At 54.7% G+C, this 18,557-nt stretch carries 13 protein-coding genes and 1 pseudogene; 6 read left to right on the top strand and 8 right to left on the bottom strand.

Annotation, left to right across the window (positions count from 1 at the left end; translation table 11 throughout):
* Positions 1 to 23: 23 nt before the first annotated feature.
* The 8 genes and pseudogenes from ACFSDX_RS03940 to ACFSDX_RS03905 form a co-directional block, all read right to left on the bottom strand.
* Entirely contained in the window at positions 24 to 1,124 is a 1,101-nt protein-coding gene (locus tag ACFSDX_RS03940; RefSeq protein WP_382311876.1) for a cytochrome c oxidase subunit II, read from the bottom strand.
* A gap of 94 nt (positions 1,125 to 1,218) precedes the next feature.
* Positions 1,219 to 2,532, bottom strand: coding sequence for a quinol:cytochrome C oxidoreductase (locus tag ACFSDX_RS03935; RefSeq protein ID WP_382311875.1), 1,314 nt, complete (start codon positions 2,530 to 2,532; stop codon positions 1,219 to 1,221).
* Between the two features lie 11 nt (positions 2,533 to 2,543).
* The gene (locus tag ACFSDX_RS03930) at positions 2,544 to 3,299 is read right to left on the bottom strand and encodes a c-type cytochrome (protein ID WP_382311874.1); all 756 of its coding nucleotides are present in this window, start codon (positions 3,297 to 3,299) and stop codon (positions 2,544 to 2,546) included.
* Positions 3,299 to 3,826, bottom strand: coding sequence for a DUF3341 domain-containing protein (locus ACFSDX_RS03925; protein ID WP_382311873.1), 528 nt, complete (start codon positions 3,824 to 3,826; stop codon positions 3,299 to 3,301). The genes ACFSDX_RS03930 and ACFSDX_RS03925 overlap by 1 nt, the downstream gene beginning before the upstream one ends.
* Entirely contained in the window at positions 3,819 to 5,294 is a 1,476-nt protein-coding gene (nrfD, locus tag ACFSDX_RS03920; protein ID WP_382311872.1) for an NrfD/PsrC family molybdoenzyme membrane anchor subunit, read from the bottom strand. The genes ACFSDX_RS03925 and nrfD overlap by 8 nt, the downstream gene beginning before the upstream one ends.
* 50 nt (positions 5,295 to 5,344) lie before the next feature.
* Complete coding sequence (locus ACFSDX_RS03915; RefSeq protein ID WP_382311871.1) at positions 5,345 to 8,419, bottom strand: TAT-variant-translocated molybdopterin oxidoreductase; 3,075 nt, start codon at positions 8,417 to 8,419, stop codon at positions 5,345 to 5,347.
* Positions 8,420 to 8,545: 126 nt separating this feature from the next.
* The gene (locus tag ACFSDX_RS03910) at positions 8,546 to 9,490 is read right to left on the bottom strand and encodes a cytochrome c3 family protein (protein WP_382312319.1); all 945 of its coding nucleotides are present in this window, start codon (positions 9,488 to 9,490) and stop codon (positions 8,546 to 8,548) included.
* A pseudogene (locus ACFSDX_RS03905) lies at positions 9,491 to 9,868 on the bottom strand (c-type cytochrome); the annotation flags it as partial.
* A gap of 410 nt (positions 9,869 to 10,278) precedes the next feature.
* Here ACFSDX_RS03905 and rpsF point away from each other — a divergent pair.
* The 6 genes from rpsF (at position 10,279) to priA (ending at position 18,491) form a co-directional block, all read left to right on the top strand.
* Positions 10,279 to 10,656 carry a 30S ribosomal protein S6 gene (rpsF, locus tag ACFSDX_RS03900; RefSeq protein WP_382311870.1) on the top strand — a complete coding sequence of 126 codons (378 nt, stop codon included), beginning with the start codon at positions 10,279 to 10,281 and terminating at the stop codon, positions 10,654 to 10,656.
* Between the two features lie 18 nt (positions 10,657 to 10,674).
* Complete coding sequence (gene rpsR / locus ACFSDX_RS03895) at positions 10,675 to 10,947, top strand: 30S ribosomal protein S18 (RefSeq protein ID WP_382311869.1); 273 nt, start codon at positions 10,675 to 10,677, stop codon at positions 10,945 to 10,947.
* An 11-nt stretch (positions 10,948 to 10,958) separates the two neighbouring features.
* Positions 10,959 to 11,402, top strand: coding sequence for a 50S ribosomal protein L9 (rplI, locus tag ACFSDX_RS03890; RefSeq protein ID WP_382311868.1), 444 nt, complete (start codon positions 10,959 to 10,961; stop codon positions 11,400 to 11,402).
* Between the two features lie 77 nt (positions 11,403 to 11,479).
* Positions 11,480 to 13,777, top strand: a complete 2,298-nt coding sequence (locus ACFSDX_RS03885; protein ID WP_382311867.1) for a GSCFA domain-containing protein — start codon at positions 11,480 to 11,482, stop codon at positions 13,775 to 13,777.
* Positions 13,778 to 13,832: 55 nt separating this feature from the next.
* On the top strand, positions 13,833 to 15,872 hold the full coding sequence (locus ACFSDX_RS03880) for a thioredoxin domain-containing protein (RefSeq protein WP_382311866.1): 2,040 nt from the start codon (positions 13,833 to 13,835) through the stop codon (positions 15,870 to 15,872).
* A 72-nt stretch (positions 15,873 to 15,944) separates the two neighbouring features.
* Positions 15,945 to 18,491, top strand: a complete 2,547-nt coding sequence (gene priA / locus ACFSDX_RS03875; protein WP_382311865.1) for a replication restart helicase PriA — start codon at positions 15,945 to 15,947, stop codon at positions 18,489 to 18,491.
* Positions 18,492 to 18,557 lie beyond the last annotated feature (66 nt).

Below are 18,557 nucleotides of genomic sequence, written 5' to 3'. Positions count from 1 at the left end.
AACAGTTATCGTAAAAATCCAACTTACATCGCCGTCTGCGCCGCCAAAGGAGACGCAGGCGTTTCACCAGTTTCTTCGATAGCAGCAGCTTTCGCACCCAAGCTACCACCTTTGCCAAGGCCAGCGCTTTGACTAGTCTGCTTGTAAGAAGCCATCATATCAGCGTTAGCCGAGTTAGGGCTTTGCTTAGCGTACCATGCCTGGTAATCGTCCGGCTCATCTACAACAAGAGTAGCTTTCATAGCATAGTGGCTTTTGCCACAAATCTGGTTGCAAGCCAATTCATAATTGAATTTAGGGTTACCCAGATGTGCACGCATCTCATCGGTGGTCATGGTCGGCGTGAACCAGAAGCGAGTAGGCATACCAGGAACAGCGTACATCTGCACTCTGAAATGTGGCATATACACTGCGTGAAGTACATCGCGCGAGCGAATCTTTATCAGTACCGGATGGCCCTTAGGAACGTGTATTTCCGTGCTAGTGAAATCATCTAAAGCAGCTTTATCACTCAGGTCAAAACCGAAGTCATTGGAAGCATCAATAAGGCGATAATTGACCACCCCAAGCTTCATATCACGACCAGGATAACGTACCAGCCAGTTGAACTGCTTACCCATCAACTCCACTACTACCGAATCTTTCGGCGCCGGGCCAGTGATGCGCGTCCACGCTTTCCAACCAGCAAAAATCAACGATGCCATTACAATAGCAGGGATGATTGTCCAAATTACCTCAATGGTGTTATTATGGGCAAAGAAGTAAGCCCGACGACCTTCTTTATGCTGGTATTTGTAAGAATAGATGAACAGGAGTGCCTGCGTGATGACAAATGCAATACCAATCACAGTCATCGTGGTCCAGAACATCCGTTCCATCGCGTGCCCATGAATGGAAGCAACGGGTGGGTTCATCTTATTGAAGTTCTCCGAGAATGACCAGAAAAACGCTGCTCCCCCCACTACCATGAAAACCAACATTAGAACCGCGTTTATGCGATTGCTCATGCCAATTTCCCGGACGTAGGTGCCGGAGAAGATAGAGGTCAGAATCTGGAGCCGGAACAGCAAGCCGAAAACGACTAGCAGAAGTACCAGCACCAAGAGGATTGTTAGAGCAGTCATTGGGTATAAGCTAGAAATCAGAAGCTGGAAACTAGAGAAACAGTTCAGTTTATATTAACCGACTATTAACTTCTAGCTACTGTATTCTATGTTTTTAGGTCGTGTGGTGAACGCTTTCTTCGATGAAAGGATGATTGACAGGTACTAGTGAGGCAGCAGCTAAGCGACGCGTCACTAGTATGAGGAAAGCACCCAGTAAAATCAAGGCTACTCCGATTTCAATTAGAAACCCATTTTCCCCCTTCAGAGTGCCCGGCATAAGCATCAAATAGAAGTCAGACCAGTGGCCTATCAATATAGCAATACAAACGATTTTCAGCATAATCATTTGACGCTTTGCATCTCGGGTCATCAAAGCCAAGAAAGGAAATGCAAAATTGATGAGCAAGTTTCCGTAAAACATCCACGTATAGCGGCCATCGAAGCCACCTAGACGCTGATTAAAGTACACAGACTCTTCCGGCAAGTTGGCGTACCAGATGAGCATGAACTGCGAAAACCACACGTAGGTCCAGAAGATGCTGAAGCCAAACATGAACTTACCTAGGTCATGAAAATGGTTCGAGTTCAGCATTCGCAGGTAACCAGCCTGTTTCAGATATATAGCAATCAAAGTGGTGGCTGCAATACCAGATACCCACCACGAGGCGAATACGTACCAACCAAACATAGTGCTAAACCAGTGCACGTCTACCGACATTATCCAGTCCCAGGCAGACATCGAAGACGTAACTGCGAACAGCACTAGGAAAAGTGCGGCTGTAGTAATACTAGTGTGGAAATAGCTGGTACCACCGTTCAGGTCTTCCTGCAAAGACAGTTGACGAAGACGCTGCGAGAATGTCCACCAGATGAAGAGGTAAGACACCATGCGAATTAGATAAAAGGGAATGCTTAAGAAGCCGCCCTTACCCGCAACGATTGGGTCATACGTTTTACTACCTTTATCCATAATCCCGGGCATAGTCCAGTGGAAAAGGTCGTGATTAATCAAGCTAGCTGCAAAAACCAGTATCATAATGATGGCACCGGGTAGCAACCAAGCGCTAAGTGCCTCATTGATTCGTTTTACGACTACTGACCAACCAGCATACGCTACATATTGGATGGCCATGAACACAGTTCCAACTACCGAAACCCCGATTAAGAATACGTTGCTGTGCCACAGGCTAACCAGCAGGCGCTTTAACCAAATTGGGCTACCGCCGTGTTCAGCATGGCCAGCGGCGTTTGCTGCATGGCCAGTAGCCTCGTGGTGTTCGCCCCAGCCCATGAAAGCCACTAGCAAACCAATTGCCAGGACAATAACACCAGCTATAATAATAGTAACAAACGTGCGCTGCAAGCCAGGGTGCTCCTGCAAGTGCTCGGCCACAACGGGTTCGTGATGATGCGTCAAAGTTGCCATATCTATCGAAATTACATAGAGCCGTTATGGGCCTTAGTGTTACCCTGACCGGGCGTCTCAGAGCCTGTGCCAGCTTGCGCTTGGCCCTCCGGCTTTTGATTAGCTCCGTCCGTTTGCTGGGAAGCATTCCCAGCTTGGGCGCTCGTAACTGGTGTTGCTCCACCAACTTTTACAAGCTTAGGTAAGTCTGCCGGGTCGTTGTTTAGCTGTAGCACGTGAACGTACATGGCAATCTTCCAACGCTCTTCTGGATTGACTTGCGACCCGTGTGGCATCATTCGGTTACGGCCCCACTGAATGACGTGATAGATATGTCCATCATTCATCGTTTTGTAGGCACCCGAGGAGTAGTTAGGCACACCTTTAAATTTCTGACCCACTGGGCCATCACCCTTACCAGATTCACCATGACAGTGCTGGCAGATGCGCGTGTACAAAACCTGACCCTCCTCGATATTAGCCTTCGTATAGGGGTAAGGGTTGCTCAATTGGCGCTCAGCGATACGTACACTATCCTTAGGAATATGGTCATAATAGTTGAGCTTACCCCGGGGCACCGTACCTGTAGCTGGTGTACGTTCATTAATACCGAAGGCATTAATCTTATTGTAGCCCGTCTGCTTTAGGGGCTCATAAGGAATAGACTCGTACATCTCTGGTGCATATTCTACACCAGGGTCATCGGCGCGCGTCGAGCAGCTACCTAGGCCAATACTTAGTAGCAAAGAGGCCGCGTACAGCCCGTGTTTGAGGGAAGGCGACATCATTAGAATTTGGTCATTTCCTTTTGATTGACTTCGCTTGCTCCATTCTCACGAAGCAACTGAGTCAATTTCGGCAATTGCGAGCTAGTCTCATCCATCTCAATGGCCATTACAAACTTATCGTCAGTAGCGCGCGCATCCAGTACAGGCGTCTTGATTCGAGGATACAGCTTAGAGATAGTATAGAATGTAATTACCATGCCGTGGCAGGTAAAGAATACTGTCAACTCAAAGGCCACTGGGATAAAGGCTGGCAGAGCGATATTAGGTTTACCACCAATAATCATTGGCCAGTCAAAACCCAACATATAAATCTGCATCCACAGTGCGAAGGACAGACCGCACAACCCGTAGAAGAACGCTGCGATGGGCAGACGTGAACGTTCAATACCTAGTGCATCGTCAATGCCGTGCACAGGGTATGGAGAGAATACATCGTATATTTTAACTCCAGCGCCACGCACGTTATCAACCGCGTGCAGGAGTACATCTTCATCATCAAAGATGCCGAGAGCAAAGCGCTTAGTCATGTTTATCGTAATTTACGGGTGCCGAAGCTGGAACACCAGGCGTGGAATAAGGTGCCGGCGACACGCGCCGACCTGCCGATTGCGACCCATCGTTGGTACCACCATAAGTAGGACCATCATTGACGGTATACTTAAGGATAGTCTTTACCTCAGCCATGTTAATAACTGGAAAGAACTTGGCGAAGAGCAAGAACAGGGTAAAGAATAGGCCAATGGTACCTACGTACACGCCTACGTCGATACGAGTTGGGGAGAACATAGCCCACGAAGAAGGCAGGTAGTCGCGGTGTAGCGAGGACACAATGATTACAAAGCGCTCGAACCACATTCCGATGTTTACGATGATGGATAGGATGAACGTCAACATGATGCTGTAACGAACGCGACGGAACCACACCAGTTGGGGGGTAATCACGTTGCAAGTCATCATGCTAGCATAAGCCCACCAGTATGGTCCAGTCGCACGGTTGATAAAGCAATACTGCTCATACTCTACTTGCGAATACCAAGCGATGAAGAACTCAGTGATATAGGCTACACCTACAATAGAACCCGTCGTCATCATGATTTTATTCATGAGCGCGATGTGCTCTAGGGTGATATAATCCTCCAGCTTAAATACGACGCGGGTGATGAGCATCAGCGTCAGTACCATAGCGAACCCGGAGAAGATAGCGCCTGCTACGAAGTAAGGAGGGAAAATCGTAGTGTGCCAACCTGGTACTACCGAAGTAGCAAAGTCCATCGATACAATTGTATGTACCGAGAGTACCAATGGGGTCGAGACACCAGCCAGAATTAGCGAAACCGTTTCATAGCGCGACCAGTGTTTGGCCGAACCCGTCCAGCCCATGCTAAGCAGTGAATAGCTCACTTTAGCAATCTTGCCTTTAGCACGGTCGCGGATGGTAGCAAAGTCGGGAACCAAACCAGTGTACCAGAATACTAGCGACACCGTGAAGTACGTCGAGATGGCAAACACGTCCCACAACAGTGGCGAGTTGAAGTTTGCCCACAGCGAACCTAGGGTATTCTGAAGCGGAAAAACGTAGAATGCCAACCAAGGGCGTCCCATGTGCAGCACAGGGAACATTGCGGCGCAGATTACGGCGAAAATCGTCATAGCTTCTGCAGCCCGGTTGATAGATGACCGCCACTTCTGACGGAACAACAGCAACACTGCCGAAATCAGCGTACCTGCGTGGCCGATACCTACCCACCATACGAAGTTGGTGATGTCCCATGCCCAACCGATTGTTTTGTTGAGGCCCCACTCGCCGATACCGTACCACAAGGTGCGATAAACCGAGTAGAAGAAAACGCCGAGCAAAACCAAGGACACAGCCAAGGCGCCCATCCACCGAACGTTCGGGGCAGCTTCTACTTGGTAGCAGATATCCTGAGTTACGTCGTGATACGTCTTACCGCTCGTTACGAGCGGCTCGCGTACAGGTGATACGTGCTGCATAATGATGAATAATTAAAGACTTAACTCTTGGGAATCAAACTATCCGAAGCTTACGCTGGCTTTTCCTCCGGGTAAAAGGCCGATTGCTCCGCATTACGTATCTTAGTCAGGTACGTAACGTTGGGCTGGACGTTGATTGAATCCAGCACGTGGAAAGCACGCTCGCCATCCTCACGCTTCAGCAGTTTGCTGATACGGCTTGCAGGGTCGCGCATGTCACCGAACAGGATTGCTTCTGTTGGGCAAGACTGAGCGCATGCGGTTACTACTTCTCCGTCCAATGGGCGGCGCTTCTGCTTTTTAGCTTCCAGCTTACCAAGCTGAATACGCTGCACGCAGAATGAGCACTTTTCCATGACCCCACGTGCACGAACCGTTACATCCGGATTCAGCACCATGCGGCCTAGGTCGGTGAACATGTGGCCGTTCACATCTTCAAACTTCTCGTTGGAGTAGTACGAGAACCAATTGAAACGACGCACTTTATACGGGCAGTTGTTAGCGCAGTAACGGGTACCTACGCAACGGTTGTATGTCATCTGATTCAGACCTTCCGAACTGTGCGTAGTTGCTAGCACTGGGCACACCGTCTCGCAAGGAGCGTGGTTGCAATGCTGACACATCATGGGCTGGAATACTACCTGCGGGTTATCCGAAGGGTCTTCCATTGCGGCATAAGTGGCCAGCTTACCTTTTTCGTCGAAATCGCTCTTGTGAGCACTTGAGCTGTAGTAGCGGTCAATACGCATCCAGTGCATTTCGCGCCGGTTGATGACCTGCTGCTTGCCTACTACGGCAATGTTATTTTCAGTCTGGCACCCAATCACGCACGAGCCGCAGCCGATGCACGAGTTGAGGTCGATTGCCATACCCCAATGGTGGTCATTATACTGATAATCCTGCCAGAGCGATACTTTGCTAGGCTTCTCAAGGCCTTCGGGAGTGGAAATCATTTCGTACTCCGTTACCTCCTTCGGATTATCGCGGTACTTAGCCAGCGTATTCTCCTGCACCACCTCGCGGCGGTCCATAATGGTATGGTGAGTCTGCGTTTGAGCAATAGGGCTATTAGCTCCCGTAGCTTTCAGCGTAACAGCGTTTGCGTAGATGATACCATCCTTACCAACTTGGGCCAATGGGAAAGCATTCTCTCCAACATTATCGCCAACCCGGCCAGCCATTACGCGGCCGTAACCGACGGCAATACTAACTGTTCCATCGGCTTGACCAGGCTGAATCAAAACGGGCAGGTTGAGCGGCTTGGCAAGGCCAGCAGCACTAATGCTGAGCACATCGCCTTGCTCCCACTTGTTGGCAACAGCCATCGTGCGGGGTACAGCTACGTAGTTACCCCACGTAGCTTTCGAAACAGGGTCAGGTAGCTCTTGCAGGAAAGGGTTATTAGCCTCCACCCCGCCTTCGCCAATACCAACCTTTTCATAAAGCGCAAGCTCCACAGAGCCTGCCGGAGCAGCAGGCACATTGCGCAAGCGGCTTACTGCTTCGGCAGCGCCAATAACAGGCGACGAGAATGCAGGGGCAGCAGCCAGCGCGGAGCCAATAGCAACGCCATCGTGCACAGCTTTGTCCCAAGCCGCCTGGAAGCCATTAGCACCAAGCACAGTACGCCAGCCATCCTTCAGGAAATCATAATAGTTCTCATTGGAACCAGCCCAACGCAGGAAGCTTTCCTGGCCTTGACGAGTTTTGAAGATGGGCGTGATAGCGGGTTGAGCTAGGCTCAAGAAACCACGCTTGGGCTCATAATCATTCCACGACTCCAGCCAGTGGCTGTCGGGAGCCTGGTACTGACACAGTGAGCCCGTTTCGTCGAGGCGGTCATTAAGCGATACGCTTAGGCCAGCTTTGGCAATACCAGCTTTAATCTGAGCACCTTGAGGGTGGTTGTATACTGGATTAGCGTTGTAGAAGAACACGGCACTGATAGCACCGCTATTCAAATCGCGAACGAACTGCGCCATGCGCGCATCGTCGCCTTGGCGCACGTAGGAAGGGTTCGTTAAATCAACCGTCGTCCCTACGTTACCGAGGGTCTGGTTGATGGCCGCTACTAGTGCTTGAACAGCTGGGTCGTTCGAACCAGCAACTAGCAGCGAGGCTCCGCGGTTGGATTGCAACTCGGTTATCGCCGTTTTAACTTTTGCGCTGATGGCCGGGTCCAGTGTGGGGGCCGCACCACCACCCACGATGGTGTTATATAGAGCCAACACGATAGCTGGCATCTGCGAGGGCTTTACTGGCACTCGTATATCAGCATTGGCTCCGGTTAGGGAAAGAGCCGTTTCAAACTGATGGTGACGCGACATAGTACGCTTGTCGCTGTTCACTTTGCGGTTGGTGATATACTGGCGTGAGTACTCAACCGGTGAAATCCAAGTACCTAGGAAGTCAGCACCTAGGCTAACGATAACGTTAGCGCGGCTAAAATCATAGGCAGGCAACACTCCACCATTGGCCTGTAGCAGACCCGATGCAGAGTTAACATCGTACATGATGTGCTCGACATTAGGGTACTTCCCGGCAAAAGCCGCAATAGCACGCTTGGTACTAGGGCTAATAATTGTCGGTGATACAATAGCAATCTTGCCGGTAGCATTACCTAGGCCAGCTCGAACTGCTCGGTCTACATCCGCAAAGTCAGCTTTCTTGCCCTTCGCCATGAATTGCTGCAAACGGCCACTATCATATAGGCTGAGTATGGCGGCTTGAGCGCGGGCCGAAAGACCACCGCGCGTAACGGGTGATTCAGGGTTGCCTTCCAGCTTAATTGGACGACCATCACGGTTTTTCACTAGCACCGCATTGTAGTCGGAGCCCGTGAAGTAAGTCGAGGCGTAAAAGTTGGAGATAGTTGGGTCAACTTCCTCCGGCTTATTGAGGTAAGGAATTGCCTTGCGCACCGGCGTTTCGCAAGCAGTTAGTGTGGCAGCTGCTACGCCAAAGCCCATGAGCTTCAAGAAATCGCGACGTGGTGCTACCGAAGAATCTTCAGCATCACCAGCACGGCTTTCCTTAACCGGTAGAAAGTCGGGAAATTCAGCGAAGGCGTTCTTAGCGAACTCCGACGAATTATCCAGCTCTTCAATTCCCTTCCAGTATTTCATTGTAGGTAGTAAGAAGACAGCCGCAGCGAGCTTGAAACAAGGTCAGCGTGGCACTTAGCCTGCTGCACCTACCTAGGTTCAGGTTATCGCTTTGGGTCTTATATAATAAAGCTTAGCTAAAAAGACTTAGTAGTGGCACTTCGAGCACTCGGTACCACCGTTCGACGACACGGTGAAAGGCACAGCGTTGTTCGACTTATCGTGCAGTTTCACGAGGTTGTCGTAGTAGGCGTTGCCTTTCGTGTTGAGGGGCGTTTCGCGGTGACAGTTGATGCACCAGCCCATGGTAAGGGCCGAATACTGATACACCACTTCCATATTCTGGATAGGACCGTGGCAGGTCTGGCACTGAATGCCACCTACCTGGGTGTGCTGCGAGTGGTTGAAGTAAGCGAGGTCGGGCAGGTTGTGAATACGCACCCACTGCACGGGCTGCTTACGCTCGATAGCGCGGTAGATTTTTTTGATTTCCGGCGATTCCGTCTTAATCTGCGAGTGGCAGTTCATACAGATGTTGGCCGAAGGAATGTTGGCCGACTTGGCCTTGTATACCGAAGTATGGCAGTAGGCGCAGTTGATGTTGTTTTCCCCAGCGTGCAGTTTGTGCGAGAAAGCGATTGGCTGCGTGGGCTGATAGCCTTGCGTTAGACCTACTGCCATTACGCTTTGCACCCCGGCGTACAGCAGAGCCAAGGCTACCACTGTGCCGACAATACCCCGCAGAGCTGTTGACTTGTACAGGTTAGCCCAATCGTAGCGCTGCTCCAGAATTTCCACATCGCGGCCATCAAGGTCCTTGCGGCCACGCAGCACGTCCTTCATGAGGTTGGCGATGATGACGAGCGTTACCACAAGCACGATAAGCACTACAACCAGCACGATGAGCAGCACGTCGGCGTACTTGCCGGCACCAGCTCCACCGCCATCGGCAGCATCTTTACCGTCAACAGCGTCTTTGTTACCAGCAGTAACACCACCAGTTGCGGCAGCAGCTGTACCAGCGCCTTCCTGCGAGGTAACCCAAGCCATAATGCTGGTTATCTCCTGGTCCGACAGTGCGAACGAAGGCATTTGCTGCTTGCCATAGTCATTGAACAGCTTTACAGCATATTCGTCACCGCTAGCGATTACTTTGGCAGGGTTCTTGACCCATTTAATCAGCCACGGAATCTGGCGGCGTTTTGTGATACCCGACAAAGCCGGGCCCACAACTTTTTCGTTGACGGCGTGGCATTGCGTACAGTTAGCCTTAAAAAGAGCATCACCCGCCTGAATGGCCGCGGCATCGCCGCCGCCGGTGGCGGGGGCAGCGCCTGCGGCACCACCTGGGGTTACTCCTTGCTGGCTTACGGTAGCTGCCGTTGTGCCATTCTGGGCTGAGGCAGAGCCTGCCAGAGCCAGAAATAGTGCTAGCACCCAATAGCTGGTGCGCGATAGAAAGCTATTCATCATCCAAATGAACCGGTAAAAACGGAGTGCGGGCGTACCCTTTCCGGGGTACAAATGTAGGCTAGGAATTGTGGGCAGCAAAGGTGGAAAAGGCATTTTGAGCCCTTGGCACCTTATTTAGAATTCACCTAAATAATCAATTAAGACAGGTTATTCCTGCCGTAATGCAGAAGCTATTTCTACTAAGGTATCATCTACGGAGTTAGTTTCCTATGCGAAGCCTTCTTTATTGTTGGCTCCAAATGGCGGTGTTTAACAGCTAACTTCTGGTGGTGAGCCAAGTATGTCGTGATTTCTACGGCACCCAGCTTCTAAATAAAGATGCTAAACGGACACTTGGTAATCTGTCGGGAAATCAGTACCTTTGCACCCCAATTCATTTTTTTCACTTACAAAAATCAACCCCGTCAATGGACGTAAGAAATTACGAGACGGTCTTCATCCTCACCCCCGTGCTAAACGAGGGCCAGGTGCAAGAGACGGTCGAGAAGTTCTCGCAGGTGCTTAAGGAAAATAGCGCCGACCTCATTTCTACTGAAGCCTGGGGCTTGCGCAAGCTGGCTTACCCAATTCAAAAGAAATCCACTGGTTACTACTTTACCCTGACCTATAACGGTTCAGGCAATATCGTAGACGTACTGGAGCTGGCTTTCCGCCGCGATGAGCGGGTTATCCGCTTTCTGACCACGGTGCTCGACAAGCACTCGGTGACCTACAACGAGCGCCGTCGCAACGGCGAAATGAACCAGCAGAAGGCTCCGCAAGCAGCCGAGGCAGTGGCTCAGTAACCTCTAGTAAGCAACACGATGGCTACGCAGAATAACCGCAACAACGACCGCAACAACGGCAACAAGCCCGTTGACACGCGCAACAAGTACTGCCGCTTCAAGAAGAACGGCATCAAGTACGTGGACTACAAAGACCCGAATTTCTTGCTGAAGTTTGTGAATGAGCAGGGCCGCTTGCTGCCCCGCCGTATCACCGGCACCAGCCTGAAATTCCAGCGCAAAGTGGCGCAGGCCGTGGCAAAAGCCCGTCACCTGGCCCTGATGCCCTACGTAACTGACGCCCTGAAATAGACTTTAAAGAAATGGAAATCATTCTGAAAGACGACGTTAAGGGTCTGGGTTATAAAAACGACCTCGTAACGGTAAAGTCGGGCTACGGCCGTAACTACTTGTTGCCCCAAGGCTTGGCCATGCTGGCTGACAAATCGGCCAAGAAAATTGTAGCTGAGAACGTACGCCAAGCTGCGCACAAAGCTGAGAAGGTGAAAGCTGATGCGCAAGCAGTGGCTGACCAAATTGGTGCTCAAGTATTCGAACTGCCAGCTAAGGTGGGCGAAACCGGCAAAATCTTTGGCCGCGTAACGACCCTTCAACTTGCTGATGCGCTGAAAAGCAAAGGCATCGAGGTAGACCGCAAGCGCCTGAGCTTCGACCAGGAGCCTACCGCTGCTGGCGACTACACTGCAACGCTGAACCTGCATAAGGAGGTAAAGCAGACCATCAATTTCCGCGTAGTAGCTGCCTAGGTGCTCACTACCAACTATTTGAAAAGACGCCCTACCGTAAGGTGGGGCGTCTTTTTTTGCGCCTACCTTTGTGGTTCATGTTTCGGACTGAATTAACTATTGCGCCGCAGGAGCGGCTACTACCACGCACGGCGCGGGTGCTGACGGTGGGCTCGTGCTTTGCTGATAGCATTGGCGAGCGGCTACGGCTAAATAAAGTAAATGCGCTAGCCAACCCCTTCGGCACGGTGTTTCAGCCGCTGGCGCTAGCCCAGCTGCTACGCGCGGCGGCGGGCGAGGCACAGGACTGGCAGCAACACGTGGTGGAAGCGCGGGGCCGCTGGCAGAGCTACGACTTTCACAGTACTATCGGAGCCGAGTCGCCGGTCGAACTGCTGCAAACTATCCAGGAAACAGTGAGCCGGGTGGGCGACTTCGTGCGGACGGCTGATGCCGTGGTGCTTACCCTGGGTACCGCCTGGGCCTACCGCCTGCGCGAAACCGGCGAGCTGGTGAGCAACCTGCATAAGCTGCCGGCTGGCCTTTTCGAGAAAGAGCTACTGACTGCCGACGAGATAGTAAACGCGCTGGCCGAGGTGCACGCATTGCTGCGACGCCTCAACCCGAATATCCACATCGTGCTCACGGTAAGTCCGGTGCGGCACATTAAGGACACGTTGCCGCTGAATGCGGTGAGCAAGTCGGTGCTGCGAGTGGGCTGCCATTACCTAAGCGAGCTATTGCCCAATGTCAGCTACTTCCCGGCTTACGAACTGCTGACCGACGACCTGCGCGACTACCGCTTTTACGCGGCCGATATGTTGCATCCGTCGGAGGTAGCCGAAGACTACATTTGGGAGCGCTTTGCGCGGGCTTATTTTGACGCTGATTTTGGCCGCTTCCGCAAGGAGTGGGCAGCCGTGCGGCAGTCATTGGGCCACCGGCCGCTACACATCGGAGCACCCGAGCACCGTACTTTCCTCGACCAGACCCGCGAACGCTTGGAGCGCCTGACGAGCCAAGGCGTGGACGTGCGGCAGGAACTGCGCGACGTACAGCGCCAGCTCGCGGCCCTGCCCCCACCCCGCCCCGTGCGGGTGGTCGAAGTAGAGGTAGAAGACGACGGCGAGGAGCGTATTGACATTGGCGATGGTACTCCTACTGTAGCTTCTGTTGCCGAAACGGACGTGCAACCGGTACGCCGCCAGGATAACCGCCGCGACGGCCGGCGTGGTGACCGCAACAACCGTGACCGGCGCGATAACCGCCCGGCCCTAACGCAGCCGCCCATAGCTGAGGAGCTGGCGCTGTCAACCGAGGAGATACTCGAAGAATCGGTAGCCGCCTCAGTAGAAGCGTTGCTCGTCAGCCCAGAAGCGGAGCTTTTGCTACCGACTACGGAGGATGCTGGCGCTCAGCCGTCCAAGAAGAAAAAGCGGCGCTCGCGCGGCGGGGCCAAGCGCACTGCCCGCAAAAACGCCGCCCGGCTGGCGGATGAGCAAGGGACTGAGCAGGGCGCGGACGAAGGCGATGATGATACTGAGGTTGCGGAAACGGCTACAGAGTCAGTAGAAACGTCGGGTAACACTACCGTTTTTGCAGAGCCGCTCTCCTTAAATGAGCTACCTGAAGAAACAGTTGCCGAGCCGGCAACAGGTACCGACAGCGAGCCGGAAGCAGCATTAGAAAGCGACCAACCCGGTGCTACCGCTACCGAACTGCTGCCCGAACTTGAACCAGCGGCTTCGGAGCAACCAGCCCCGGTGCGCCGACGCGGTGCCGGCCCCACGCCCAAAAAATCGAAGGTCATCACCAAGTCTGGCCTAGTGAAGCGTGGGCAGCGGGGTAGTCTTTACCGGACGCCCTCCCCAACTCCCGACGAGGTCAGTCCGTCGAACCTAGGGTCGGCCCCGATTATCTCGTCGCCCATCATTCCTGAGATATTTCTGGAGCGTCCGGCGAACAACATCGCCGATTTTCAGGAGCCGACTGCCGAACCCGATTTGGCCGCAACCGTCCTAGGTCTGTATTCTACCAAACCTAAAGCGCCGGTGGCCGCAGCCCAGCCCAAGCGCGGCCGCCCTAAGGCCGCAGCGCCAGCGCCAGTAGCTGCTGAGCCCACGGCTGCCGCCGAGCCGGCCAAAAATCCCGAGCCAATAGTGGCAGAAGCTACGCCAGCCAAAGCCGTGGCCAAAAAGCCCGCTGCCCGCTCGGCAAAAGCGCCTAAGCCAGCTGCCACTAAGCAAACCGCTACTAAACCAGTTGCTACTAAAAAAGTAGCCGCCAAGCCCGCCGCTCCGAAAAAAGCGGCGGCTAAAACTGCGGCCCCGCGCCGAGGCCGCCCCCCGGCTAAGAAGGCTTCGCCAGACACGCCCGATACCCCGGACGCTTCTTAATTCTCAAAACCCAGCCCCACCGGCTGGGTTTTGTTTTACCCGACTCCCTCGCATCATGTCTGCCGCCTCCTCCGCCAACCGCCTAGGGCACGAAACCAGCCCTTACCTGCTGCAACACGCCCACAACCCTGTGGACTGGTACCCCTGGGGGCCGGAGGCGCTGGCGCGGGCGCAGGCCGAGCAGAAACCCATTATCGTGAGCATCGGCTACGCGGCCTGCCACTGGTGCCACGTCATGGAACGCGAGTCGTTTGAGAATGAGCAGGTAGCGCGGGTGATGAACGAACATTTCGTCTGCATCAAAGTAGACCGCGAAGAGCGGCCCGATGTGGACCAGATTTACATGGACGCAGTGCAGGCCATGGGTATTGCGGGCGGCTGGCCGCTCAACGTGATGCTCACGCCCGCGGCCAAACCGTTCTACGGCGGCACGTATTTCGCGCCTGGCAACTGGGTGAAGCTGCTCGAAAACATCGCCCAGGCCTACGCCAGTGAGCACCGCACCGAGCTAGAAGGGTCGGCCGAACGCTTTGCCCAGGTGCTACAAACCAGTGAGCTAGTGAAGTACGGCGCCAGTAGCTCTAAAGTCGGCGTCAATCAGGAGGAGTTTGAGCTGCTGGTGCATACCCTAGGGCTGCGGTTCGACCACGAGCGCGGCGGCACTAACCGGGCGCCTAAGTTTGCTATGCCCAGCATCTGGCGCTTTTTGCTGCGCACGCACCATATCTCGGGCAGCCAGAATGTGCTGAACCAAGTTAACCTCACGCTGCGTGAAATGGCTTGGGGTGGCCTCTACGACCAGGTGGGCGGCGGCTTTGCCCGCTACTCGGTCGATGCGGAGTGGCTGGTGCCGCACTTTGAAAAAATGCTGTACGATAACGGCCAACTACTCAGTCTCTACAGCGAGGCCTACCAGGTTACGCGCGACCCGCTGTACCGTGAGGTCGTATTCCAAACCGTGAGATGGGTGCGGCGCGAGCTGACCAACCCGGAAGGTGGCTTCTACTCGTCGCTGGATGCCGACAGCGAGGGTGAGGAGGGCAAATTCTACGTTTGGACGCGGGAGGAATTGCAGCACGCCCTAGGTGCCGAGGAGGCGCTGGCAGCGGCTTACTACAGCTGCACAGGGCTAGGCAACTGGGAGCACGGTCGCAACATCCTGCACCGGCGGCAGTCGGATGTTGACTTTGCTATGGAGCACGGCCTAGAGCCAGCCGTACTGGCCCAACTCATTCACGGCTGGCAGAAGAAACTACTCGCCGCCCGCGCCCACCGCGTGCGGCCGGGCCTGGATGACAAAGTCCTGACCGGCTGGAATGCCCTTATGCTGAGCGGGCTAGTGGCCGCCTACCGCGCCTTTGGCGAAGCCGAGCTACTGGAGCTAGCGCTGCGCAATGCCGAATTCTTGCAGCAAAACCTGCGCCACGGCCCCCGCCTCTACCGCACCTGGAAGAACGGCCGCGCCACCATCAACGGCTTTCTGGAAGACTACGCGCTGGTAATTGAAGCCTACATCAGCCTCTACGAAGCCACGTTTGCGGAAAGCTGGCTGCGCGAAGCTGAGGTACTGACCAGCTACGTGCTCGATAATTTCTTCGACCCGGCCGAACAGCAGTTTTTCTACACTGACGCCAGCGCCGAGCCGCTCATTGCCCGCAAAAAAGAGCTGTTCGACAATGTCATTCCGGGCTCCAACTCAGTAATGGCGCACAACCTGCTACGCCTGGGCCGCCACCTCGAAAATGCTCACTACCAAGCGCTAGCTGCCGCCATGCTGGGGCAGGTGCAAAGCTTGGTGGTGAAGGAGCCGCAGCACCTCACCAACTGGGCCAGCCTCTACGTGGCACTCGTGCGGCCGGGCGCGGAAATAGCTATCACGGGGCCGCAGGCTGAGAAGTTTCGGCGCGAGCTTAGCCAGCACTTCCTGCCAAATGATATTATAGCTGGCACCTTGGCTACCAGTAGCTTGCCACTCTTACAAGGGCGGGCGGCCACGGCCGGAACGACCATTTACGTGTGCCGCCACCGAACCTGCCAGCTGCCGGTGCACTCGGTGCGTGAAGCCCTAGGACAGCTCGCGCTGGCCGAACAATAAGGTGCGGTTGGCAAACCAACCACCCCCCAGCCGGGGTTATCTTTACTATTCGCCTGCCGCTAGTTATTGCCCGTGTCCCTTACGTTCGAATTTGCTTCGCCTGCCCCCATTCCAGCGCCCGCGCCTGACCGCGTAACGCTGTTTGTGGACGTGATTTTGCCCCTGCCGCTGCCCAAGCTCTACACCTACCGTGTGCCCTACGAGCTGAACGACAACGTAGTAATCGGGGGCCGGGTCATTGTGCAGTTTGGGGCCAAGCGCACGCTCAGCTGCATCGTGGCGGCCGTGCACGAAACGCCACCCAAGGAATACCAGGCCAAGTACATTCTCGAATTCATCGACGATGCGCCCGTGGTGACGCAGCCGCAGCTCAAGCTTTTTCGCTGGATGGCCGAGTACTACATGTGCACCCTCGGCGAGGTCATCAACGCCGCGCTGCCCTCAGCGCTCAAGCTCAGCTCGGAGTCGCGTATTCAGCTGCACCCGGTCTTTATCGCCGAGGGCAGCCCCTACCCGCTCGATGAGAAGGAGCAACGCATCGTGGACGCCCTAGGTAGCGAAGATGGCAAGGCGCTGACCTTTACTGAAGTGGGTGACCTGCTGGAAGTAGCTTCTTTCCATAAGGTTATCAAGTCCTTGATGCAGAAAGACGTCATCTTTCTCTTCGAGCAGATGGCCGACAAGTACACGCCCAAGGTGGTGAAAAAGGTGCGCCTCGCCGAGCACTTCGTGACGATGGCGGCCGTGGAGCAGCTCTTCGAAACCCTGGCCAGCAAGCCCAAGCAGGTCGATGTGCTGCTAAAATACTTGCAGCGCGTGCCAGTGCACCACAACGAGCACCTCAACCACGTGGGCCTCGAAAAGGCGGCCCTCACCAGTTCGCCGCACCTCTCGCCCTCGGCCGTAAACACGCTGATAAAGAACGGTATTCTGGAGCAATTCGACCAGATTATCTCGCGCTTTCCGCTCGATGAGAACCCGGTAGCCCAAATGCCTTTCCAGCTCAACGAAGCCCAGGTAACGGCTCGCGATGAGGTGATGAACCTGTTCAACCAGAAAAACATCGTGCTGCTGCACGGCGTTACGGGTTCGGGCAAGACAGAGATTTACATCGACCTCATCCGGCAGGCGCTCGATGGCGGCGGGCAGGTGCTGTACCTGCTACCCGAAATCGCGCTCACAGCCCAGATTGTGACCCGGCTGATGCGCGTGTTTGGCACGCGTCTAGGAGTGTACCACTCCAAGTTTTCGGACAATGAGCGCGTGGAAGTCTGGAACGGCGTGCTCTCGGGCCGCTTTCAAGTGGTGGTGGGCGTGCGCTCGGCGGTGTTCCTGCCGTTTGATAATCTGAGCCTCATCATCGTGGATGAGGAGCACGAAAGCTCCTACAAGCAGTACGACCCGGCCCCGCGCTACAACGCCCGCGAAGTGGCCCTGATGATAGGCAACTTCCAGGGAGCTAAGGTCTTGTTGGGCTCGGCTACGCCAGCCGTGGAAACGTACTACCAGGCCCGCCTAGGGCGCTACGGACTGGTCACGCTGAGCAAGCGTTTTGGCGAGGCCGGGATGCCGGAGATTGAGCTGATTGACACGCGCAAGCTGCGCGCCGATAAGAAGATGCACAACCACTTCTCGGCCGACTTGCTGAACGCGATGGAAAGTAAAATCGCGCAGAACGAGCAGGTTATCCTGTTTCAGAACCGCCGCGGCTACGCACCCGTCACGGCCTGCAACGACTGTGGCTACATCCCCAAGTGCCAGAGCTGCGCCGTGAGCCTAAGCTACCACAAGCACGCCCACGAGCTGCGCTGCCACTACTGCGGCTACCACGAGGGCATGCCCACGCAGTGCCCGGCCTGCGGCTCGCGGGCGCTGCGCACCCAGGGCTTCGGCACCGAAAAGCTGGAGGACGACCTCAAAATCATGCTGCCCCAGGCCAATGTGCAGCGTATGGACCTCGACACGACCCGCGCCAAAAACGCCTACCAGCAGATTATCGGCGACTTTGAGCAGCAAAAAACCAACGTGCTCGTGGGCACCCAAATGGTGACCAAGGGCCTCGACTTTGAGAACGTGAGCCTAGTGGGCATCGTCAATGCCGACGCCATCATCCATTACCCCGACTACCGGGCCCACGAGCGGGCCTACCAGATGTTTGTGCAGGTGAGCGGCCGGGCCGGGCGCAAGGGTAAGAAGGGCAAGGTGTTAATCCAGACCGGCGACCCGACGCAGGTGATTTTCGACAAGGTAATCCGCAACGACTACCTCGAATTTTACGAGTACGAGATAACCCAGCGCCGCGAGCACGAGTACCCGCCCTTCACCCGCATGATAAAGCTGACGGTGAAGCACATGGACCAGGAGCTGGCCCAGAAAGCCGCCATTCTGCTCACCCAGGAGCTAGCCGACCGCCTGGGGCGCAACATTGTGCTGGGGCCGGAGGCGCCGTACATCTTCCGCATCCGCAATTTCTTTTTGCAGGAAATCGTCATCAAGCTCAGCCGCGAGCACACGGTACTCAAGCAGGCCAAAATCGACATCTGCGCCGCCCTCGACGTAGTGCGCGACCAGAAAGAGTACCGCCAGGCCCGGCTGGTAGTCGACGTAGACCCGATGTAGCGCACCCTAAGCGCCTAATTAAAAAGCCCTGGCTGCTAACGCAGCCAGGGCTTTTTTAAAGCTAAT

The organism is Hymenobacter bucti, assembly GCF_042681145.1.
In the GTDB taxonomy this organism is placed as follows: Bacteria; Bacteroidota; Bacteroidia; order Cytophagales; family Hymenobacteraceae; genus Hymenobacter; species Hymenobacter bucti.
The sequence above is the reverse complement of the archived record's forward strand: the minus strand, read 5'-3'. Positions and strand labels throughout refer to the sequence as shown.